Source organism: Glutamicibacter sp. NPDC087673 (genome assembly GCF_044743255.1).
Taxonomy (GTDB): Bacteria; Actinomycetota; Actinomycetes; order Actinomycetales; family Micrococcaceae; genus Glutamicibacter.
Map to the genome: position 1 here is coordinate 775,426 of NZ_JBIUWB010000001.1, position 20,930 is coordinate 796,355.

At 60.1% G+C, this 20,930-nt stretch carries 23 protein-coding genes and 1 riboswitch; of the genes, 7 read left to right on the plus strand and 16 right to left on the minus strand.

Annotation, left to right across the window (positions count from 1 at the left end; genetic code table 11):
- Positions 1–617 precede the first annotated feature (617 nt).
- Positions 618–1,118 (minus strand): flavin reductase family protein, encoded by a 501-nt coding sequence (locus tag ACIOTL_RS03625; RefSeq protein WP_105656581.1) that lies wholly within the window; start codon positions 1,116–1,118, stop codon positions 618–620.
- Positions 1,119–1,212: 94 nt separating this feature from the next.
- Positions 1,213–1,329: riboswitch (SAM riboswitch) on the minus strand.
- Positions 1,330–1,705: 376 nt separating this feature from the next.
- Here ACIOTL_RS03625 and ACIOTL_RS03630 point away from each other — a divergent pair.
- From ACIOTL_RS03630 to ACIOTL_RS03645, 4 genes are all read left to right on the plus strand, one after another.
- Entirely contained in the window at positions 1,706–3,313 is a 1,608-nt protein-coding gene (locus ACIOTL_RS03630; RefSeq protein WP_400341825.1) for a long-chain-fatty-acid--CoA ligase, read from the plus strand.
- A 15-nt stretch (positions 3,314–3,328) separates the two neighbouring features.
- The gene (locus ACIOTL_RS03635) at positions 3,329–3,751 is read left to right on the plus strand and encodes a PaaI family thioesterase (protein WP_105656583.1); all 423 of its coding nucleotides are present in this window, start codon (positions 3,329–3,331) and stop codon (positions 3,749–3,751) included.
- Between the two features lie 70 nt (positions 3,752–3,821).
- Positions 3,822–4,412, plus strand: a complete 591-nt coding sequence (locus tag ACIOTL_RS03640; protein WP_105656584.1) for a dihydrofolate reductase family protein — start codon at positions 3,822–3,824, stop codon at positions 4,410–4,412.
- A 7-nt stretch (positions 4,413–4,419) separates the two neighbouring features.
- On the plus strand, positions 4,420–5,484 hold the full coding sequence (locus ACIOTL_RS03645) for a PQQ-dependent sugar dehydrogenase (protein WP_400341828.1): 1,065 nt from the start codon (positions 4,420–4,422) through the stop codon (positions 5,482–5,484).
- Here ACIOTL_RS03645 and ACIOTL_RS03650 read toward each other — a convergent pair.
- Together ACIOTL_RS03650 and ACIOTL_RS03655 are read right to left on the minus strand one after the other, a co-directional pair.
- Positions 5,481–6,998: an acetyl-CoA hydrolase/transferase family protein gene (locus ACIOTL_RS03650; protein ID WP_400341829.1), complete on the minus strand. Its 1,518-nt coding sequence runs from the start codon at positions 6,996–6,998 to the stop codon at positions 5,481–5,483. The two genes, ACIOTL_RS03645 and ACIOTL_RS03650, sit on opposite strands and share 4 nt — an antisense overlap.
- Before the next feature lie 203 nt (positions 6,999–7,201).
- Positions 7,202–7,507, minus strand: a complete 306-nt coding sequence (locus ACIOTL_RS03655; protein ID WP_105656585.1) for a helix-turn-helix domain-containing protein — start codon at positions 7,505–7,507, stop codon at positions 7,202–7,204.
- Between the two features lie 241 nt (positions 7,508–7,748).
- Between ACIOTL_RS03655 and ACIOTL_RS03660 the strand changes: the two genes are divergently transcribed.
- Entirely contained in the window at positions 7,749–8,051 is a 303-nt protein-coding gene (locus tag ACIOTL_RS03660) for a PadR family transcriptional regulator (protein WP_105656586.1), read from the plus strand.
- 9 nt (positions 8,052–8,060) lie between these two features.
- Positions 8,061–8,447 (plus strand): hypothetical protein, encoded by a 387-nt coding sequence (locus ACIOTL_RS03665; protein ID WP_105656587.1) that lies wholly within the window; start codon positions 8,061–8,063, stop codon positions 8,445–8,447.
- Positions 8,448–8,622: 175 nt separating this feature from the next.
- Here the strand turns inward: ACIOTL_RS03665 and rplI are convergent, their stop codons facing one another.
- From rplI to ACIOTL_RS03705, 8 genes are all read right to left on the minus strand, one after another.
- Entirely contained in the window at positions 8,623–9,081 is a 459-nt protein-coding gene (gene rplI, locus ACIOTL_RS03670) for a 50S ribosomal protein L9 (RefSeq protein ID WP_105656588.1), read from the minus strand.
- A gap of 17 nt (positions 9,082–9,098) precedes the next feature.
- Complete coding sequence (gene rpsR / locus ACIOTL_RS03675) at positions 9,099–9,338, minus strand: 30S ribosomal protein S18 (RefSeq protein WP_013350683.1); 240 nt, start codon at positions 9,336–9,338, stop codon at positions 9,099–9,101.
- A gap of 61 nt (positions 9,339–9,399) precedes the next feature.
- Positions 9,400–9,969, minus strand: coding sequence for a single-stranded DNA-binding protein (locus tag ACIOTL_RS03680; protein WP_013350684.1), 570 nt, complete (start codon positions 9,967–9,969; stop codon positions 9,400–9,402).
- A gap of 55 nt (positions 9,970–10,024) precedes the next feature.
- The gene (gene rpsF, locus ACIOTL_RS03685) at positions 10,025–10,321 is read right to left on the minus strand and encodes a 30S ribosomal protein S6 (RefSeq protein WP_060703203.1); all 297 of its coding nucleotides are present in this window, start codon (positions 10,319–10,321) and stop codon (positions 10,025–10,027) included.
- A gap of 170 nt (positions 10,322–10,491) precedes the next feature.
- Positions 10,492–12,588 (minus strand): acyltransferase family protein, encoded by a 2,097-nt coding sequence (locus ACIOTL_RS03690; RefSeq protein ID WP_400341831.1) that lies wholly within the window; start codon positions 12,586–12,588, stop codon positions 10,492–10,494.
- Between the two features lie 110 nt (positions 12,589–12,698).
- Positions 12,699–13,190, minus strand: a complete 492-nt coding sequence (locus tag ACIOTL_RS03695; RefSeq protein WP_105656590.1) for a helix-turn-helix domain-containing protein — start codon at positions 13,188–13,190, stop codon at positions 12,699–12,701.
- A gap of 140 nt (positions 13,191–13,330) precedes the next feature.
- A complete protein-coding gene (locus ACIOTL_RS03700) occupies positions 13,331–13,882 on the minus strand; it encodes an LURP-one-related/scramblase family protein (protein WP_166650745.1) in 552 nt (183 codons plus the stop codon).
- Positions 13,883–13,976: 94 nt separating this feature from the next.
- Positions 13,977–15,257 (minus strand): M18 family aminopeptidase, encoded by a 1,281-nt coding sequence (locus ACIOTL_RS03705; protein WP_105656592.1) that lies wholly within the window; start codon positions 15,255–15,257, stop codon positions 13,977–13,979.
- Positions 15,258–15,431: 174 nt separating this feature from the next.
- On the opposite strand from ACIOTL_RS03705, the gene ACIOTL_RS03710 reads away from it, so the two are divergent.
- The gene (locus ACIOTL_RS03710) at positions 15,432–15,884 is read left to right on the plus strand and encodes a LapA family protein (protein WP_359189195.1); all 453 of its coding nucleotides are present in this window, start codon (positions 15,432–15,434) and stop codon (positions 15,882–15,884) included.
- Positions 15,885–15,955: 71 nt separating this feature from the next.
- Here ACIOTL_RS03710 and ACIOTL_RS03715 read toward each other — a convergent pair whose 3' ends face one another.
- From ACIOTL_RS03715 to ACIOTL_RS03735, 5 genes are all read right to left on the minus strand, one after another.
- Complete coding sequence (locus tag ACIOTL_RS03715) at positions 15,956–16,699, minus strand: response regulator transcription factor (RefSeq protein WP_105656594.1); 744 nt, start codon at positions 16,697–16,699, stop codon at positions 15,956–15,958.
- The gene (locus ACIOTL_RS03720) at positions 16,657–17,952 is read right to left on the minus strand and encodes a sensor histidine kinase (protein ID WP_105656595.1); all 1,296 of its coding nucleotides are present in this window, start codon (positions 17,950–17,952) and stop codon (positions 16,657–16,659) included. The genes ACIOTL_RS03715 and ACIOTL_RS03720 overlap by 43 nt, the downstream gene beginning before the upstream one ends.
- Positions 17,953–17,986: 34 nt before the next feature.
- Positions 17,987–18,829 carry an ABC transporter permease gene (locus tag ACIOTL_RS03725; protein WP_133833775.1) on the minus strand — a complete coding sequence of 281 codons (843 nt, stop codon included), beginning with the start codon at positions 18,827–18,829 and terminating at the stop codon, positions 17,987–17,989.
- 4 nt (positions 18,830–18,833) lie between these two features.
- Positions 18,834–19,760: an ABC transporter ATP-binding protein gene (locus ACIOTL_RS03730; RefSeq protein WP_133833774.1), complete on the minus strand. Its 927-nt coding sequence runs from the start codon at positions 19,758–19,760 to the stop codon at positions 18,834–18,836.
- A 138-nt stretch (positions 19,761–19,898) separates the two neighbouring features.
- Positions 19,899–20,924 carry a YdcF family protein gene (locus ACIOTL_RS03735; RefSeq protein ID WP_400341833.1) on the minus strand — a complete coding sequence of 342 codons (1,026 nt, stop codon included), beginning with the start codon at positions 20,922–20,924 and terminating at the stop codon, positions 19,899–19,901.
- Positions 20,925–20,930 lie beyond the last annotated feature (6 nt).

Consider the following 20,930-nt stretch of genomic DNA (forward strand, 5'->3'; position numbering starts at 1 on the left):
TTTACAAAACCCTAAGTCACCGTGGATTAAATTCGCCAGCAAGGCCGGATCTTCCAGTAGTCCACAATCGGCTAGGGTTTCTGCGTTCGGGGGCGGTGGATAACTTAATGTGTGCAACGACTCGGCGGGCGAACCTGGATCAGCGACTGGGCTGCCGGCGCACTCTCGCCACTTCGCGTCCGCGACGCGCGCCAGTGAAGACCCCATAAAGCGCCGGTTTCATTTGTGATGCGCAGCCTTTGCATGGCTCGGAAACCCCATCCGAGGGTTGCCGGCAATTCGCTGCCACTCTGGTCCAGCGTGCAGCGAGGATCCATGAGCTACCTGCGCGGTTCTGTTCGACGGCCCAGGCGGGTGGCGGATATGGCGAGTTCAAGGTTTCTCGCGACAGATACTTTGATGACGAGGTTATCGCCAAATGCCTGGGGCAGCTGGCCCAAGATGGCAGGCCATGAGATTGCCAGCCATCTTGCCACGTCTTCAGGGTGGCGAGAGAGAACGGGCATTGCCGGTGTCGAGGGCTGCGGGGAACGGCTCAACCCGCCTAACCGGAATTCAAAAAGCTCCGGCCAGATCGATGATTTGATCTGGCCGGAGCTTTGGAAGATGCGAAGCGCTTATACGAGCTCAGGAATCGGCAGCGAATGGAACCGCGAATCATGGAAGATCTGTGGCGAGTGCTCGGAGGTGCGGTGCCCGTGGACTTCCATCAGGACTACCCAGTGATCCCCCGCTTCGACCTCGTTGTAGATCGAAGTCTCCAGCCACAACGTGGAGTCGTTGACGAAGAGCGCGCCCTGGTCCGAGGAATAGGTATCGATTCCGCGGAACCGGTCGCCATTTTTCGACGCAATCTGAGCGCAGACACCATCATTGCGTTCGCTCAGCACTGAGACGCCAATGCGGCCAGCTTCGCGCAGCTTTGGCCAAGTGTTCGAGGACTTCTGCACGGCGAACATCACCAGTGCAGGTTCGAGGGAAACTCCCACGGTAAACGATGAAGCGACAATTCCGGTCTTCACGCCATCCAGTTCTGCACAGAGGGCGGCTACCCCTGATGGATGCTGAGCGAAAACCTTGCGCAGGGTCAACGGGTCAAGTTCAAGATTCAATGACATGGCTCGATTCCTTTGGGTCTTGCCCACCGCGCAGTAGCCTGCAAGCATTGGCTTCTCGTTACTCGAAGCCGCTTGGGCTGAAGTTCCGCGCCGTGTGCGGTACTTGTTCCAGCACATTTTGCGTGGAACCGAATCCTCACCTGGAGCACCCCACTACCGTTGAGAGGGTTGCCGATCAGCAAGCCAGGGCTTATAGCTGATGCTCTTGATTCTGTTTAAAACGATATGGCTCATGACGAACAGCCGTCAAACATTTCACTTCGCAAATCGCAATATTCGACGCAATATTCGATCCAAGGCCCCGCCAGAAGTCCTTGGGCAGTCTTTTATTCGCCATACGCCGCGCTTCTTGAACGCTTCGGCCCCATGATCGCAGCAGGCTTCCGCCGCTCTTGATTCGGCAGAACACTAACTCCTCCCCTGGGCTCGGGGCCCTGGCGCGAATTCCCTACCGCCCACCGTAATGAAACTTGGTTTCCCGGCATGACGCTGAGGTTCATGCCACTATTGGTCATGGAGTGCATTGAGTCACACTCCTGCTTATTGTTCTCCGTAACCATCGATGACGATTGAGGAATAGCCACACCATGGTAGAGATTCAGGCAAACCATTCAGAATTGACCCCACTGCGTTTCTTGGAACGCACAGCCGAGGCCTATCCGAAGAAGACCGCCGTCATCCATGGAACTCGCAGCTTCTCCTATGAAGAATTCGAAGCACGGGTGCACCGCTTTGCCCAGGCGCTGAAGGCTCGCATTGAGCCGGGCGACCGCGTGGCCGTGCTGGCACCGAATACTCCCGAAATGCTCATGGCGCATTACGCCGTACCGCTGGCAGGCGCAGTCCTCGTTGCCCTGAACACCCGACTCTCGGCCCACGAGCTGCAATACATCATTGATCATTCTGCTGCCAAGCTGATGCTTGCCGACACAGAGCTGCTGGAAAACACGAAGACCCTGCGCCGCGATAACCCAACGCTGGAGGCGCTCATCGAGATCACCGATGACCAGTACGCCGGAGAACGTCCGGACGTGCCCGTGGACGCCACCTTGGACGAGCTAATCGCACAAGCCTCGGATGAAAGACTTCCCTACGCCATCGCCGATGAGCGGGCTCCGATCACTCTCAATTACACGTCGGGCACCACCGGCAAGCCGAAGGGCGTGCTCTACTCGCACCGCGGCAGCTACCTGAACTCGTTGGGCGAAGCGCACCACCAGGGCTTCACCGCCAAGACCCGCTACTTGTGGACCCTGCCGATGTTCCACTGCAACGGCTGGTGCACTCCATGGGCCGTCACCGCAGCGGGAGGAACGCACCTGTGCCTGCGCGGCGTGCGCGAAGATTCCGTTTGGGATGCCATCGAGGATCTTGGAACCACCCACTTGTGCGGCGCTCCGACCGTCTGCTCCATCATCGCCGACTCCACCCGCGCCCACCAGCTCGATGCGCCACTGCGCATCACCACCGCAGGTGCTCCCCCGTCCCCGGCAATCATCTCCAAGCTGCAGAAGCTGGGTATCGAGGTAGTCCATGTATATGGCCTCACCGAGGTCTACGGACCGTACACGGTGTGCGAGTACCAGGATGAGTGGGATGCCCTCGATGGCCCGGACCGGGCCGCGAAGCTCGCCCGCCAAGGCGTTGGCATGATTACCGCCGAGTCCGCACGCATTGTTGACGAGAACATGAACGATGTACCGGCGGATGGACAGACCATGGGCGAAATCGTGCTGCGCGGCAATAACGTCATGATCGGCTACTACCGCGATGAAGCGGCCACTACCCAAGCTTTCCATGGCGGCTGGTTCCACACCGGCGATCTGGGTGTCATGCACCCGGATGGCTACATCCAGGTGCGCGACCGGGCCAAGGACATCATCATTTCCGGCGGCGAGAACATCTCCACCATCGAGGTGGAGCAAGCCCTCGCCTCGCACCCAGAGGTGCTGGACCTGGCCGTCATCGGCATCGCGGACGAGAAATGGGGCGAGCGTCCGGTGGCATATGTCATCCGCGCCAGCGGATCCTCCCTGGACGCGCAAACGCTGATTGAATTCGCCCGCGAAAAGCTTGCCGGTTTCAAGGTGCCGCGCACCATCGTCTTCCCGCAGGATCTGCCGCGCACCTCCACTGGTAAGGTGCAGAAGAATGTCCTGCGCGCCCAGGCGCTCGAAGCCAGCACACCGAACTAGCCTGAGGATCACCAATTGGAAAACACTGCACCGCGGATTCCCAACAAGACCAGCCGCTTCACCGAAAGCATCGGACTGGAATTCGACGAAATCACGGCCACGGAAGTACGCGGCCACGCGCAGCTGGACGAGAACCACCACACCCCTTGGGGCGTGGTGCATGGCGGCGTTTACACCTCGATCATCGAGAGCGCAGGATCAGTGGGCGCCAGCTACGCGGTGGCCGAACGCGGGCAATTCGCCGTGGGCGTGCACAACGCCACCGACTTCCTGCGCCCTTCCACCGGAGCACGGGTCCAGGTGATCGCCACCGCGCTATTCCAAGGGCGCACCCAGCAGCTCTGGGAGGTCATCATCACCGATGAATCCACCGGCAAGCAGCTATCCCGCGGCCAGTTGCGCACCCAGAATGTGGATTTGCCTGAGAATCCGGCCTAGCTGGTTTTCACACCGCGAGCACGGGCGTACGGTAGGTGGCATCTAACGCTCAAGCTCCAGGAGATTCGCCATGAGTGCGACCTATACCTTCGATGTGTTCAGCAGCCTCGATGGCTTCGGCAGCGCCGCCGGCGATTGGGGCGGCTACTGGGGAAAACAGGGGCCAGAGCTGTTAGCTCACCGCCTCGCGCTCTACACTCCGGCTTGCCGCATGGTTTTCGGGGCCAACACCTTCCGTCTCTTCAGCCGCTTCTGGGCAGAAATCGAGGCGAATCCCGAGGTTGAAGACGCGTGGGGTGTGGCCCTGCACGACAAGCCCGCCACCGTCATCTCCACCACCCTGGAAGAGCCGCTGTCCTGGCCAAACCCCACGCTGGAGCGCGCTGATGCACTGGAAGTCGTCGCACAGCTCAAGGAAGCTTCAGATGTGCCGCTGCGCTCCCACGGCTGCTTAGCGATGAACCATTCCCTGCTGGCGGCAGGTCTTGTGGACTTCATCCAGGTGACCATCTTCCCGGTACTGACCGGGCATAGCGGTTCTGCCCCGGTACTTGGCGGGGTCGATGACTACGATCTGGAACTTGTCGAGTCCAAGCTGCTGGACGGACGGATCCAGGAACTGACTTATCGCCCGACGCGCCATCAACCAGCCCATGCATAGCAGCTCGATGAAGCGCATTCTGGGTACCTGCCTAGTGCTCGGCGCAGTGTTCCTCGCCGGATGCTCCGCGCCAACCCCGCCTTCAGCTCCAGCTACCGAATCGCAAGCTGTTCCAGCACCACTGGCCACCGGACTCGAAGCCCCCTGGTCCATGGTCTACGCGCAGGGCAAGTTGCTGGTCAGCGAACGTGATTCCGGGCGGATCGTGGAGGTTTTGGAGTCCGGAGAACTGCGCGAATTAGCCCGGCTCGATGATCTGGTGGCGACCGGAGAAGGCGGACTGCTGGGCTTGGCCTTCCTCTCCCCAGACCAGCTTTTTGCGTATTCCACCGCTGAATCCGGCAACCGCATCCAGCGGTTCACGGTGCAAGGCAGCGCCAGGAATCTTTCACTGTCGGCCCCGCGCACCTTGATTGACGGGTTGCCCTCGGCCAGCATCCACAACGGCGGGCGGTTGGCCATCGGTCAGGACGGGATGCTCTATGCCACCGTGGGCGATGCGGGCAATCCCCAGCAAGCCCAGGACCTGCAGCAGCTGGGCGGAAAGATCCTGCGCATGGCACCTGACGGCAGCGTCCCGGACGACAACCCGTTCGAGAATTCCCTCGTCTACAGCTACGGGCACCGCAATGTGCAGGGCTTGGCGTGGGGTGCTGATGGCACCATGTTCGCCAGCGAGTTCGGGCAGAACACCTTCGACGAGCTGAACATCATCGAAGCCGGGGGAAACTACGGCTGGCCCGAAGCCGAGGGAAAAAGCGGCGGAAATCCGTCGTACACCGATCCGATTGCGCAGTGGTCCCCGTCCGAAGCCAGCCCCAGCGGCATCGCGATCCTCGATGGCACCCTCTACCTGGCGAATCTGCGCGGAGAAGTGCTGCGCGCGGTGGAACTGGACGAGCCGGCCACCGAGCATGAACTGCTCGATGGCCGGCTCGGCCGGCTACGCGACGTGCTAGTGGATCCTGACGGCGCACTGCTGGTGCTGACCAACAATACCGACGGGCGCGGCCAGCCAAGGGCGGGCGATGACCGCATCCTGCGCATCGATCCCCGCCTGGCCGGCGACTAGCTGGCCGGGCGCATGTCTCCGGTCTCCTGGAAGCGCTGGTGCCAGGACAGGGCCTCGCCTAGCAGATGCGGGGTGTGCTTGCCGTAGCTGTCCTTGCACGCACGGTCGAAGTAGTCCTGCAGCATCGGGCGGTACTCCGGGTGGGCGCAGTTATCGATGACCAGCTGCGCACGCTGCTTTGGCGAGTGGCCGCGCAGGTCGGCCAGGCCCTGTTCGGTAATCAGGATCATGGTGTCGTGCTCGGTGTGGTCCACATGCGAAGCAAAAGGAACGATGCCCGAGATCTTGCCGCCCTTGGCGGTCGACGGGGACATGAACACCGACAGGTAGCCGTTGCGGGCGAAGTCGCCCGAGCCGCCGATGCCGTTCATCACGTGCGATCCCAGCACGTTGGTGGAATTCACGTTGCCGTAGATGTCGGCTTCGATCATGCCGTTCAGCGCAATGCAGCCCAGCCGGCGGATGATCTCCGGGTGGTTCGAGATCTCCTGGGCGCGCAGCAGGATGCGCTCGCGGTAGTGGTCGACGTTGCGGTTGAATTCCTCGATGCCCTCCGAAGACAGCGAGAAGCTGGTGGCAGAGGCGAACTCGATGGTCCCGTCCTTGATCAGCTCCAGCATTCCGTCCTGGATGACCTCGGTATAGGCGGTCAGGCCCTTGTAGCCGCCACGGGCTAGGCCAGCGAGCACCGCGTTGGCGATATTGCCCACGCCCGACTGCAGCGGGAGCAGCTTCTCGGACAGGCGTCCGGCACGGATCTCGGAATCCAGGAAGGTCAGCAGGTGATCGGCGATCTTCTCGCTGGTCTCGTCCACCGGGGCGAAGGGGCTCAGGCGGTCTGGCGCGTCGGTTTCCACGACGGCGACGATCTTGTTGACGTCGACGTCAATGTACTGCTGGCCGATGCGGTCACGCACGGTTCTCAGGTCGATTGGCTTGCGGTGCGGAGGCAGTGCGGTGCCGTAGTAGACATCGTGCATGCCCTCCATGGCCGCAGACTGCTGGGAATTGACCTCGATGATGATCTTGTCGGCCATCTCCAGCCAGGTCTTGTTGTTGCCCACCGAGCTGGAAGGGATCAAGTCGCCCTCGGCGGTGACGCCGACAACTTCGACGATGGCCAAGTCGATCTTTCCGTAGAAGCCGAACCAGGCGTGCTGGGCGACATGGGACAGGTGGATGTCCATGTATTCCATGTTGCCCTCGTTGATGCGGCGGCGCAGCTCGGGGTCGGACATGTACGGCAGGCGCAGGTTCATGCCTTCGGCCTTGGCCAGCACGCCATCAAGCTCAGGGGCGGTGGAAGCGCCGGTAAGCACGTTGATCTTGAAGTCCTTGCCCGCAGCGTGCTGGCGCTCCATCTGCGCTGCCAGTGCCCCGGGCACGGCCTTCGGGTATCCTGCACCGGTAAAGCCGCTCATGGCGACAGTCATGCCTGGCTTAATGAACTCTGCAGCTTGCTCGGCGCTCATCAAGCGATCAGCAAAGGCCCGGTGGTGAATACGTTCGTGCAAAATAACCCCTTCAGAACTTCCTTGTGACACAGGTCTATAACCCGCGTCTCACCGGAATACTTTAGCTGGTCGGCACAGTGATTCAGGCCTCGCTGTGCGCTCCTGAGCGATGGGTGGCATATTTATCGATGAGGTGCGCTCTATTTGCGCTGACCGGTCGGTCAGGAATGGCAGCTTGGCAGCGACCGCCGGGAGCTCGATCGCTAGCCAAGTTCGGCGTGCGTGCCCTCGCGGATCGCTTTCACTTGCAGGCGGGCGCCCATGGCTTCTGCGTAGCGGCGCAGGGTGGCCAGCTGGACTCGATCAAGGTCCCCGGTCTCCATGCGGGCGATGCGGTCCACGCTCAGCTTCAGCACGGTGGCAAGTTCTACTTGGCTCAGTTCTGCCTCTTCGCGCAGCGCACGCAACGACAGGCGCCGGGACTCGCTTTGCACACGGCGCTGATGCTCTGCCACAGCTTCGCGTTGCGCCTCGGTCAATACTTCAGGATCCGCATACGCAAAACCCATTTGTTCCACCGCTTCTCTCGATCGTGCTGGCTTTGGACGTACTCATCTTCGAGGCTATTGCTGCAAATTGGCCAAGCCAATGATTATGACGCATTGGACGCAAGACGATCTGGTGAAATGTTAGCCACTTCTAAGTGACCATGACCAGTTCCGGCTCGGAATTGAATCGCCGGATGCTGCTAAGCCAAGATCATCCGAACGAAGGATAGAAATGCACCTATGTAGGATTCATACTTAAGTCATGTCACAGAGCAGAGTACTTCCACAGGTGAAGCGTTCCATGCTTCCGGTCGTTCTTCTAAGCTTCCTGGCAGAAAAACCCGAACACGGATACTCCATGCTGGCTAAGCTCGAAGAGCTCGGAGTGCCTGGCATCAAGAGCGGGACTTTATACCCACTGCTTCGAACCATGGAAGAGTCCGGGGACATCGTCTCCGACTGGCAAATCACCGCTCGCGGACCCGCACGCAAAATCTTCGAAATCACCAAGCAGGGTCATCAGACCCTGAAATCAGTCAAAAACTGGTTAGAACAGTTCAATTAGGAGCCTTCCATGGAAAGTAACCTCAAAACCTACATCGACGAACTGCGCTACAGCCTTTCACTACGAAACGTGGATACGGCCACCATCCGCGATATAGCCAGAGAGGTCGAGTCCGAAGCCACCAGCTACGAAGACGCGACAGCCAACTTTGGATCTCCTGCAGAATATGCGGAGTCCTTTCCCGCAACAGCATCTCCAAAGAGCCACTCTGCCTTCATTCTCGTAGGCGTGGCCTTAGGTTTTCTTTGGCCTTTGCTGGCGATATTCCTACGGGATCGCGAAACAATGGTTTTCTCCGGATGGGCGATCACCTGGTTACCTGCATTCGGATTTATCGTGGCAGGAATCATCACAGATTTCTCTCGTTCGCTGATTCGGTCTCGCGCCAGCCGGTAAGCGCCGAAAGCCTGAACGAACTCAAGATTCTGAATTGGCTTTGAGCCTATTCGAAGGTGGAACTTGCTATTCGTTGACCCGGAGGCCCAAAAGAAATCCGGTTAACGCCAAGAGGTGGCGTGCTCTCCTTGCGGAGTGCACGCCACCTCTTGAACAGAAGCTGAGTCTAGAAGACTTACTTCTTGGCAGCAGCTACAACCTGCAGGCGCAGGTTTGCAAGAACGTCAGCGTGAACGCGAACGGTTGCGGTGTAGTTGCCAGTCGACTTGATCTGGTCGTTGACCTCGATGTTGCGCTTGTCGATCTTACCCAGACCGGCAGCCTCTACGGCAGCAGCAATTTCGGTGGTCTTAACGGTGCCGAACAGGCGACCGTTCGAGCCAGCCTTCATGGTGATCTTCACCGGCTGGGACTTCAGCTTAGCTGCAAGTGCCTGAGCATCCTCAAGGTTTGCAACGGCGCGAGCAGCACGTGCAGCCTTGATCGACTCCACCTGCTTCTCACCGCCCTGGGTCCAGACGATTGCGAAGCCGCGTGGCAGCAGGTAGTTACGGGCGTAGCCGTTCTTTACCTCGACAATATCGCCAGCAGCACCGAGACCGGATACTTCGTGAGTCAGAATGATCTTTGCCATTTTGCTATCCCTCTTCCTTAGCCGCGGCCAGCGCCGGAGTAAGGCAACAGGGCTACTTCACGTGCGTTCTTGATTGCCTGTGCGATCTTGCGCTGTTCCTGAACGGAAACGCCAGTTACACGACGAGCGCGGATCTTACCGCGGTCGGAGATGAACTTGCGCAGCAGTGCGGTGTCCTTGTAGTCGATGACAGTGATGTCAGCGGCCTTCAATGGGTTGGACTTTGGTTTGGGCTTACGGATTTCAGCCTTAGCCATCGTGGAGCTCCTTAGCTTTGGAGCCCGCAGAGTGATCTGCGGGATGGTGAATAAATATTGTTTAGAAAGGCGGTTCGTCTGCGCCCGGGTTGCCCCAGCCGCCACCGTTGTTTCCGCCGGTGCTCCATGGGTCTGCGGCTGGAGCATTCCATCCGCCACCCTGCTGAGGCTGCTGCTGACGCGGCGCCTGAGCTGGTGCACTTTGCTGCGGTGCGTTGGAGAAACCTCCACCACCGTTGCCGAAGCCACCGTTGCCACCGCCGGAGCGCTGGGTACGGGTGACCTTGGCGGACGCGAAACGGAGCGATGGGCCGATTTCATCGACTTCAAGCTCCATGACGGTGCGACGTTCGCCTTCCTTGGTGTCGTAAGAACGTGAACGCAACCGGCCCTGGGCGATGACACGCATGCCCTTGGTCAGCGTTTCAGCAACGTTCTCTGCAGCTTCGCGCCACACCGATGCGCGCAAGAACAGGGCTTCCCCGTCCTTCCACTCATTGGACTGGCGGTCAAAGGTGCGAGGAGTCGAAGCGATCGTAAAGTTCGCTACGGCTGAACCGGACGGCGTGAAACGCAGCTCCGGGTCGGCAGTCAGGTTTCCGATAACGGTAATAACAGTCTCGCCTGCCATTGACTCTCCTTAAAAAGATTGAACGTTAATTCCTACGACGGAAGGTTGCGCGTAATTAAACGCGTGCCTCTTCCGGACGGGTGACCTTGTGGCGCAGGATCAGTTCGTTGATCTTGAGCTGGCGCTCAAGCTCAGCGGAAGCTGCTGGCTCTGCGGTGTAGTTCACCACTACGTAAGTGGCTTCTGCCTTCTTCTTGATCTCGTAGGACATCTTGCGACGACCCCAGACATCAACCTTTTCGATAGTGCCACCGTTGGAGCGGACAACCTCGAGGTACTTCTCGATGGTTGGCTCTACGGTGCGGTCATCGACCTCTGGATCAATGAGGACCATAAGTTCATAAGCACGCATGTGAACCCACCTCCTTTGGGCTAAACGGTCGCGGTATTTCCGCAACAGGAGGTTCTTGCGTTATCTGTGCACCAGACGCCCAACTTTCGGGCATGCAGTGGCACAGACCTTCCAATCCTACCCGAGAGACCCGAACTTGCATAAGCCTTGGTGTCCTAAATCATGCTGGGCTACTCGGAATCCAAGGCAGCCTCGATCCTTTCGCCAAAGATCGGGGCCAAGGTGCGCATGTAGGTATCGCTGATGTGGTGCTTGTCCCGGTAGACCAAGACATTCCCCACCACTGCCGGGCAGGTTCCATCCATGCAGAAGTAATCGCTGAAGTCGAGCACTTCGACGCGCGGCTCCAGTTCGGCGGCCTGCTTGGTGGCATCGCCCACTTCATAGGCTCCCTTTTCCGGGAAGGCGCACTTATCCGGGTCCTGCACGTTTTCTTCCACGCAGTCGCGCGCATAGGAATCCTGTGGCGGCCGCGGGGTGTCCACAATGGCGTAGACCGGCAGGCCCGCGTCTTCAAGGGCGGACCACGTCGAAGCCAGCCCCTGTGCCGCGTCAGTGGTAAAGGTGGCCCCTCCCCAATTCGAGGTGATCACCGCGTTGATGTCATCGCGCGCAGCCAGAGCTTCCATGGTCTGATCGATGGCTTCTTCGCAGTTGATGCTGCCATCCCGATCCGCCTTGCGCTGGGCCTCGGAGAACGGGCAGGAATTCTTCAGATAGGTCACCACTTTCCAGCCCTTGCTTTGGGCGTATCGGCTGACGGCCTGGAACCAGTGGGCTGCATGGGAATCACCCACCAGGGCCACGGTGTAGCTGGCGTCCTCGCTGCCAAATTCGCATTCCTTGATCTGGGTGGATTTCGGTTCTTGGACGCAATCTCCCAGTTCGGGCTGGTCCTCGGCGGCCGTCGCAGGAAGCGGGACGACCTGGCGATGGCCGGAAAGGTACGCAGGTGCGCCCTGGCCCACGGAGGCCGCGCCAAAACCAGCTGGCGGGTTTTGCATCATCGCGCCCAGCTCACGCTGCTCCTGGCCCACAAGATGCTGCTGCATGGCACCTGGCAATAGCGCGATGGACGCGGCCAGCCCGACCATCGCCGCCCCGGCAAGCAAGGAGCGGGCAGGAGAACCGGCTATGGGGCGGAAGTGGCGCATGGGAGTTTCGACCCACTTCAAGCTGGCCCAAGCCAAGAGCAGGGACCCGGCCAGCAAGGCCAGCGACTGCAATGGGTCCGGGTTGCCCCCGGCCAGTTCGATGAAGAATACGATCAGCGGCCAGTGCCACAGATACAGCGAATACGAGGCGAGGCCGACCCATTGAACGGGAGCCCAGTTCACCAGCGGGTGCAGGGAACCAGGTCCTCGCGTACTGCCTGCGGCAATCACCACGGCGCAGCCAAGAACCGGGAGTGCCGCCGCAATCCCCGGAAAGACTGTTGTGGCGTTGTAGCTGAATGCCGCGAAGCAGATCGCCGCCAAAGCCACGAGTACGACAAGGTTTCTGAACTGCCAGCTGGTTGCCCACGGTGGAAGCTTCAAGGCGCCGTTGGCGTGCGCCTGGACTGCCAAGGCCAGCAGTCCACCGACGGCCAGTTCCCAAATGCGGGTGGTGGTGATGAAGTACCCGGCGCTATTGCCTGAGTAACCGGCATAGGCCGAGTATCCCAGCGACAAAAGTGCGGTGGCTGAGAAAATGATCCAGAGCATGCGGCGCCGCGGGGCAAATCCATCGCCACTGCTAGCGTCCGCATTCGGTTTGGCCAACAGGCACACGGCCAAAACCAGCAACGGCCAGAAAAGGTAGAACTGCTCCTCCACGCCCAAGGACCAGAAGTGCTGCAACGGCCCGGGTGCTTGATCCGAAGCGAGGTAGTCGACGGAGTCGGCGGCGAGAACCCAGTTCTGCACCGAGAAGGCAGAGGCGATGGCCTGGGTGCCCAAGGCACCCCACTGGGTTTTGGGAAAGATCAGCAGGCTTGCCACGACAACTACCAGGATCACCAGCATGGCAGCCGGGAGGATTCTTCGCGCTCGGCCGGCAAAGAAGGCTGGGAGGCTGACCCGGCCGGTGCGTTCGGCTTCACGCAGCAGGTGCGAGGTAATCAGGAAGCCCGAGATGACGAAGAAGATGTCAACCCCGATATAACCGCCTGGAACTGCGGATGGCTCAAGATGATAGGCAACGACCAGCAGAACCGCCAAGGCGCGGAGCGCTTGGATCTCCGGGCGGAAATTCTTGACCTGCAGGGAATTCGAACTCATAGTCATTGATCAGACCAGCAGGGGGTAAACAGCAGGTTATCAATGGGCAACAGTCGGTCTAACGACCCGTGGGAACCTCATGGGCGGTGCCTGGGTTTGCGCTTCGCAGCATGGACCTAGCCCAGCAGTTTCCGATTTGCCGTGGACAGCGGGTATTTGGCGTCGAGTTTGGCATCCAGGCTCAGACGGAAAGCAGCCTCAAGCAGCAGCTGCCCGACGCCCCAGTACACCGGGATCAGCAACCAGATGTACCACCCAAAGTTGCCGGTGGTAGCCAAGATGACCGTGCCGAAAGTGACCAGGATGCCCAGCCCGCGGAACACGGCCAGGATCCCCTTGGTTGCCGAATCCCGACGATCTTGATCTGCTTGGGCCCGCGCTTCAAGCCCATCCACGGCCTCGGAGAACTTCGGAGTCTGGACGCTTTTGAACAGGTCTCCAACCGGCACCTCCAAGGCCTTGGCGACCAGTGAGATAGTCTCCAAGCTCGCATCATTTCCGGCTTCGAGCCGTTGGACCGTTCTGACAGTGATGCCGCTTTCGGCGGCTAGACGTTCTTGCGTCCAGCCCTTGGCACGGCGAAGCTCTGCAATCCGTGATTCATTCATGCCACTTACGCTAGCCAATGGCGCCCCGAAAGCACCACGACATCGACGTGACAGTTACCCGACTGCAACACGACAGCGGCCAAGAACCAAGGCTGGCCTGCGACGAAGAAGTATTCCTGGCGGCGACTACCTCAGCTCCGTTAAGAATTGCGCTGTTGCTTTTCACGGATCAAATCCAGTGCCAGCACCGAGCCGATCACTGCCTGGCGTTGCTGTGCGTTGAGGTTTTCCGCCAAGCGCAGGGCATAGGTTGACTTGCCGAGCAATGCGTTGCCCATCCCGGACCATTCTCGGGTCACGGTTCCCAGAACCCCGCCGGGACCGGTGATCTGGAAGTCGAAGTCCCAGATGCTGCCCAGTAATTCGAGCTCTTCGCCCAGCATCGAGATGGAGACCCTTGTTTTGAAGAAGGTGATCCTCTTGACCAGGCTGGCCAGCGGGGCAGCGTTGCCATCAAGGATTTCAAAACGATCGCGGCCCATGGTCATCGTGTCCTTGACGATGACAACCGGATTGCCTGGTCCATCGAAGACCGTGAGTTCGCGAGCCCCAACGAACATGCGGCCCAGCGCGCTTCCGCCGGTATCCACGTGGGCAATCTGCATCCCGGAAGAATCAAGAATCGCGAAGTCGTTCTTCGAGATGTTCTTCGTCTGCTGGAAGATCAACGTGTTCTGGTTGAGGATCGTCATGGTGCCGATTATGCCATCGATTAGGCACATCGGGCGAAGATCCCCCGGGGAGGCGAAAAGCCAGCCCGCAGGCCGGCTTTTCAGGTTGGACTTGCTAGGCTCCGAAGAACTCGCGAGAGACCTTGGACAGATACCAAGGGTCGTCAACGCCGCACATCTCGCGGGCCGAGTGCATGGACAGCAGCGCGACTCCCACATCCAGGGTGCGAATGCCCAGTCGGGTCGCGGTCAATGGTCCAATGGTGGATCCGCACGGTACGCGGTTATTGGACACGAACTCCTGGTAGGGAACTCCCGCCGACTCGCACCAGTTGGCGAATGCGGCAGCACCCACCGCATCGGTGGCATAACGCTGGTTCGCATTGATCTTCAGCAGCGGGCCGGCATTCAGCTGCGGACGGTTGGCTGGGTCGTGGCGCTCTGGGTAGTTCGGGTGAACCGCGTGGCCAGCATCGGCAGACAGGCATACAGAATTCGACAGGGCGCGAGCGGTGTCTTCAACTGAAGCATCCATGGATGCCTGGATGCGGTTGATCAGCTCTTCCAGGAATGGGCCGCAAGCGCCCGAGCGCGAGGAGGAACCCAGTTCTTCGTGGTCGAAGGCAGCAAGCATGGCAATGCGGTTGCCTGCTGGCTTGCGGGAATGGCCCGTCAGCGCAATCAGGCCTGCGTGCACCGAGGTGAGGTTATCCAGCCGGGCGCTGGCGAAGAAGTTCTTGCCCTCGCCAAAGACCTCGCCGCGCTGCGCGGGCGCGGTCAGGATGTCGTAGCCGGCTACCTGGGCCGGGTCGACACCTGCAGACTTCGCCAGGATCGCCAGGATGTCGGCATCCGCCAGATCGCCGGCGCCAAAGATTGGATTGGTGTGGGTCTGCTTGTCCAGGGTCAGGCCCTCATTGACCTGGCGGTCCAGATGGATCGCTAGTTGCGGGATGCGCAGGATTGGTTCGGTCTTCGCCAGGTGCTCGGAACCGTCCTTGAGTACCAATCGGCCGGCGAGCACCAGTTCGCGGTCCAGCCAGGAGTTCAGCAGCGGTCCGCCGTAGACTTCGACCCCTGCCTGCCACCAGCCGTTGGAACCGGTGGTTGGCTTCGGCTTGAGCTTGAAGCCCGGCGAGTCGGTGTGGGCGCCGAGGATATGGAATCCGCTGGTCGCAGTGGCAGCTTCTGGCTGCACCCAAGCGATGATCGCACCGTCGCGGACCACGTAGTAGGAACCCGGGACCAGGTTCCAAGCCTGCTTTTCGTCCAGACCGGTGAATCCAACAGCGTCCAAGCGCTGCGCGGCCGAGGCCGCGGCGTGGTAGCTCGATGGCGAGGTTGCGACGTATTCGGCCAGATCTGCAATGTGGGCCATTGCTGCGGCTTGTGCCATGGCTGGTTACTCACTTCTTTCTGTCAAGAGATGTTTGTCAGACGGTTCTTCAGGTTTTGGTTCCCGCCTGAAAAGTCGAGTTGCCTCCCAGCTTAGTAGCCTGAACCACATTTGCTGATGTCCTGCTGAGCCTGCCTCCGCCCTGGCAACCTGGCAGACACCCCTATCCGGGTCTTGACTTGGCACCTCGCTCTCGACGAAGCTGAAAGCAGTCCCGGAGACAAGGAAAGCGAGTTCATCATGGCTACGGCTGATCGAACACCAGAGCAAGAGAACATTCCAGCAGAATCACGCGAGGTCGAAGTGGAGACCACCGTACCGATGGATTCCAAGGTCCAACGGGCCAAACCTGCCGGTGCAGATAAGCTCCCAGCGACCAAGTTGGGTCGTATCTGGACCGCTACGATCTTCGGCTTGCTCGTGCTGATCCTGCTGATCATCTTCATTGCCCAGAACCAGGAGCAGGTGACCCTGAACTACTTCGCGTATCAGGGACAGGTCAACCTCGGGCTGGCATTGTTCTTTGCCGCTATTGGTGGCGCCCTAGTGGTCGCGATCGCCGGGGTGGCCCGCGTGATACAGCTGCGCTCTACGGCGAAGAAGCAGCGCAAGGCCAATAAGCGCTAGAAAGCTCCATGGCCGCCGGGCGGAACCCCATGGGGTTTCACCCGGCGGCCATTTTGCTGCCTCAGCGATGCCTAGTAGTCCAGGCCTTGGGATGGAATGACCAGCCCGGTCTCGTAGGCGTACACCACCGCTTGAACACGGTCGCGCAGATGCAATTTGGTCAGGATGCGCCGCACGTGGGTTTTCACCGTTGCTTCGGAAAGGAAGAAACGGTGTGCAATCTCGGCGTTGGATAGTCCCTCGGAAAGCGCACGCAGCACTTCCTGCTCACGCGGGGTGAGATCATCGAGCAGCGGGTCATGCGGAGTTTCGGCCGGCTGGTTCCGGTTCCCGGCGCCAGCGTTGCGCACATAGGTTTCCAGCAGGCGGGCAGTCACCCGGGGTGCCACCACAGCGTCGCCGGAAGCTACCAGGCGCACCGCTTGGACCAGTTCTTCCGGGGCCACGTCCTTGAGCAGGAACGCACTGGCTCCTGCCTGCAGCCCTGAGAAGGCGTACTCGTCCAGGTCAAAGGTCGTCAGGATAATGATCTTGGTTTCCGGATGGTCCTTGGCGATGCGTTCGGTCGCTTCCAAGCCGTCCATCTTGGGCATGCGCACATCCATCAGGACCACATCGGGTTTCAGTGCGGCCGTCTGGGCAAGGGCATCGAGTCCATCGACAGCTTCGCCGGCGATGACGATGTCGTCTTCACCTTCGAGGATGAGGCGGAATCCCATGCGTAAGAGGGGCTGGTCATCGACCAGCAGTACCTTGATTTTGTCTTCCACGCTTATTCCTTCACTGCCTTCTGGTTTTCGTTCTGCAAGCTGCATTCGGGTAGCTTGAGGACCGCTTTCACAATCCATCCGCCACTGGCTACCGGTCCGGCATCAACCGTTCCGCCAAAGAGCGCGGCTCGTTCGCGCATGCCGCGCAGACCGCGTCCGCTGCCGATACTCGGAACTCTCGTTGCATCTCCGTTGTCCATGATTTCCATGCGCAGTTCTTCGCGGCGCCGTTCCAGGCGAACCTGCACATCACTTACGTTACGGGCATAGCGCAAGGAATTAGTCAGGGACTCTTGAATGATACGGAAGACGGTCAGCTGGAAGGTGGTGTCCTCCGGCAGCGGATCGCCCGTATGGGTAAATGAGACCGGCAGACCTGCGGTACGGAATCCTTCGAGCAATTGCTCCACGTTCCCGCCGGTAGGCTGCGGGGCCAGCTCTCCGGATTCTTCTTGGCGAAGCACGCCCAGCATGCGGCGCATATCCGCCAGGGCGGCGCGACCGGTTCCAGAGAGCTCATTGAGCACTTCGTCGGCACGGACCTGATCGCGCTTGGCCACCACTCGTGCCCCCTCTGACAGGGCAATCATCACCGAAAGCGAATGGGCGACAACGTCGTGCATTTCGCGGGCGATGCGGTTGCGCTCTTGCACCTGGGCCAGTCCGGAGACCTGCGAGGCCCAGTGATTCAGTTCAGCTTCGTGGATGCGCGCGTTGCGCACATTCATGCCCACCGCGGCTGCGGCAATGTAGAAACCGATGACGAAGCTGCCCGAGACGGCGATGATGACGCGCGTGAAGATGGTTTCGTCGATTCCATCTTGCGGGTCGAATTCCATTCCGGCCATGTCGGGGAAGCCCATCAGCACCATCAGGACCGTCTGGAAGCTGCCGGCCAAGATGGCCAGCGGGATGGTGCGTTTGGCCGAATAGCTGGTGGCGACCGTGTACAGGGCGATAATCATGCCTACCCCGCCCAGTCCACCTTGCGGACCAGCAATCACCAGGGCCAGGCATTCGAAAATGAACACCAGGATGATCACCGTCATCGGCGCCCGGCGCCGGTACAACAAGGCAGCGCTGACGGCGAGGGTGACGACCAGCAGGCCGGTGGCGTTGGCTTCTGGCATCGCTGCCATGACCAGGACACCGGGCAGTGTGAGCAGCAGATAGATGACTACCGCACCGATGACCACCAAACGCGGGTGGGTACGCAAATAACGGCGTATCCGGCCCATGCGCTTGGCGGCCAGTTCATCGAAGGAAACCACAGTTTCCTGCAGCGTCGGTTGGCTCATGTTTCCAGTCTAGTTTTCTCGATCAATCCCTGCGCTACTTGATGTCCCGCTTGGTCAGCAGGATTGCACCCAATACCAGTGGAAGCACCACCCAACCCGCCACGCCCAGCAGTTGCTGCCAGGTCTCCAAGTCGGTGACAACACTTGCGGGCGTCGCCAACCCCATGCCCAACTGGTCAGGGGTGAACTTCGCGATATTCTGCGCCCAGTCGGTCAAGGCGGTCAGGATGGAAAGGATGATCGGCAGCACGAAGAACAGGGCAGCGAGGCTGGTGATGCCGCCGGCCGAGTTGCGCAGCAGCATCCCCAACGCCAAACCGATCAACGCCGCCATGGTCACCGCCAGCGTTCCGTACCAGAGCACCCGTTGGAAGGCATCGCTGCTGAATTCCAAGTTCATCTGGTAGTTCTCGGCAATCGGCTTGCTGATCGCGAAGGCCAAGAGCGAGCTGACGATCTGGACGACGGCAGTGAGCAGGATGATCAAGATGCCCTTGGCGGCCAGGACTCGCAGTCGCCGCGGGCTGGCCAGGAACGTGCTTACCGCTGAGCCGGTGGTGAATTCACCGCTGAAGAGCAGGACACCAAGCACGCCAAGGATCAGCTGGCTGAAGACCAGGCCCGAGCCGATGAGCTCAGCGGCGAATCCCGGGGCCGATAGGCCTTCCATGCCCGGCATCTGATCCGTGTCGCCCATGCTGGCACTGAGCGAACCAATGCCCCACGTGGCCACGGCTGCAATGCCCACATAGAACACGATGGCCAAGAGAACCAGGATGCGGGTGGAGTTCAGGGAGAAGAAACGGATGGACTCACTGCGCAGCACGCCGAAGAGGGTGACCTTGCCATGCGGTGCGGTTGCTAGATGGTTAGACATGTCCTTACTTCCCGCCGCCAGTCTCGGCAACTGTGTTCGAGTGGTATTCGACGGCATCGCGGGTCAATTCCATGTAGGCGTCTTCCAAGGTGCGTTGCAGCGGACGCAATTCGCTGAGCACCACCCCGTATTCCAAGGCACGGCGGCCAATGGATTCTGAATCGGGGCCGGTAACTTCCAGGCCATGCTCATCAATCCGGCGTAGCTGAATACCTTCACCATTCAACGCATTCATCAAGATCTCAATGTCGGCTGAACGCACAATGGTCTGGTCAAGACCGTTGTCGATGAATTCAGTGATCGGCGCATCGGCCATGATGCGGCCACGGCCAATCACGATCAGGTGATCCGCCGTCTGGGCCATTTCACTCATCAGGTGGGACGAGATGAAAACGGTTTTGCCATCGGCCGCCTGCTGGCGGGCCAGGTTGCGGACCCAAGCCACGCCTTCGGGATCCAGGCCGTTGACCGGCTCATCGAGGATCAGCACCTGCGGATCTCCAAGCAGGGCCGTGGCAATGCCCAGCCGCTGCCCCATGCCCAGCGAAAAGCCGCCGACCTTCTTGCGCTGCACGCTAGACAAGCCAGTCAGATCCAGCACTTCGTGCACTCGGGACTTCGGGATCCCCGCGGTAGCCGCCATGGCACGCAAATGCGCCAGCGGAGTCAGGGATTTGTGCACCGACTTAGCTTCCAGCAGGGTGCCGACTTCGGTCAGCGGGTGACGTGATTTCTTGAAATCGTGCCCGTTGACCAGCACTTCACCGCTGGTAGGTTTGGCCAGTCCCACGATCATGCGCATGGTGGTGGACTTGCCGGCACCATTCGGACCGAGGAACCCAGTCACCATGCCTTCTTGGACCGTGAACGACGCATTATCGACCACGGTTTTTCCACCGTATTTCTTCGTCAACTGCTCTGCCTGGATCATATTTCCAGCCTAGGGAATTCGAGCCCAGCTCTCACCGCCCCCAGTGCTGATTTATGGCTCAACCAAAAGGGTGATGGCAGGGAAGCGAAAACTGGGCCCATGCACCAGATGGTGCATGGGCCCAGGGTGCCAAGGAAGTTAGAAGGTCGTCGTGAGCACGAACATCATCCCTGCGACGGCTAATGCGAAGGGAAGGGCCAGCAAGATCATCAGCTTCTTTTGATCCCGCACGATCGCAACGCATTCCCTGAGGAAGGCACTCGGACGGTAGTAGGCCGCCGTTTTCCCGCCGAAGGCACGGGCATCCAGGCCGAGCTTGCGTGACGCCATCGCTGCACGCAGCGCATGATAGTCGCTGGTGACCAACCACAGCTGGCCATCCGGACGCTGGGCACGGACCAAGGCGTCGGAGAACTCCAGGTTCTCAAAGGTGTCCCTGGCCCGGTCTTCAACCAGAATCTGTTCATCGGCAATGCCCTGCTCACGCAGGTAGCGGGCCATGCTTACGCCCTCTGGTTCTTCCTCATCATGGCCCTGTCCCCCGGTCGGAACCATGAAGGGGCGAGGAGATGGCTGCAGTTGATGCAGGTCTATGCCCTTGTCCAAGCGGCCACGCAGCAACGGGGTGACCTTGCCGTTGATTGTGCGGGCACCAAGGACCACCACGGCGGCGGCTTCGCCCTTGGATGGGTATCTGGCGTGCACCCATGCGTACAGCAGCAGCATGGCGAACAAGCTCGCCGTGAAGACGGAGGCCATGAACAGGACGAAAGCCAGCGAATAGCTCCACCAGGATTCGATGCGAATCAGCAGCACCGCAATGACTGGCAGGACAAAGACGGATAGCCCGGCTGCCAACGACAGCAGATTCGCAGGTTTGGCTCCTTCGCGCCGGCACATCAGGATCCCGTTGTAGATCAGCGCGGCACCGAAGACAATGACCATCAGCGGGGTCAGCACCAGCACTATGGAGAAGAGGAACCCAAACCCGGGGATCACACTGGTCAACAGGTCGACGACCGCCGAAATGGTGAAGAACACCAGCGGCAAGAGAAGTGCAGCCAGACCCAAGCGGCGTGGGTCCTTGCGGTATTGCCGGATAAACAGCCACCAGAGTGCTGCCAGGAAGACCCAGCCAACGAGCTGCGCGAGCACTGATTCCATTGCCTC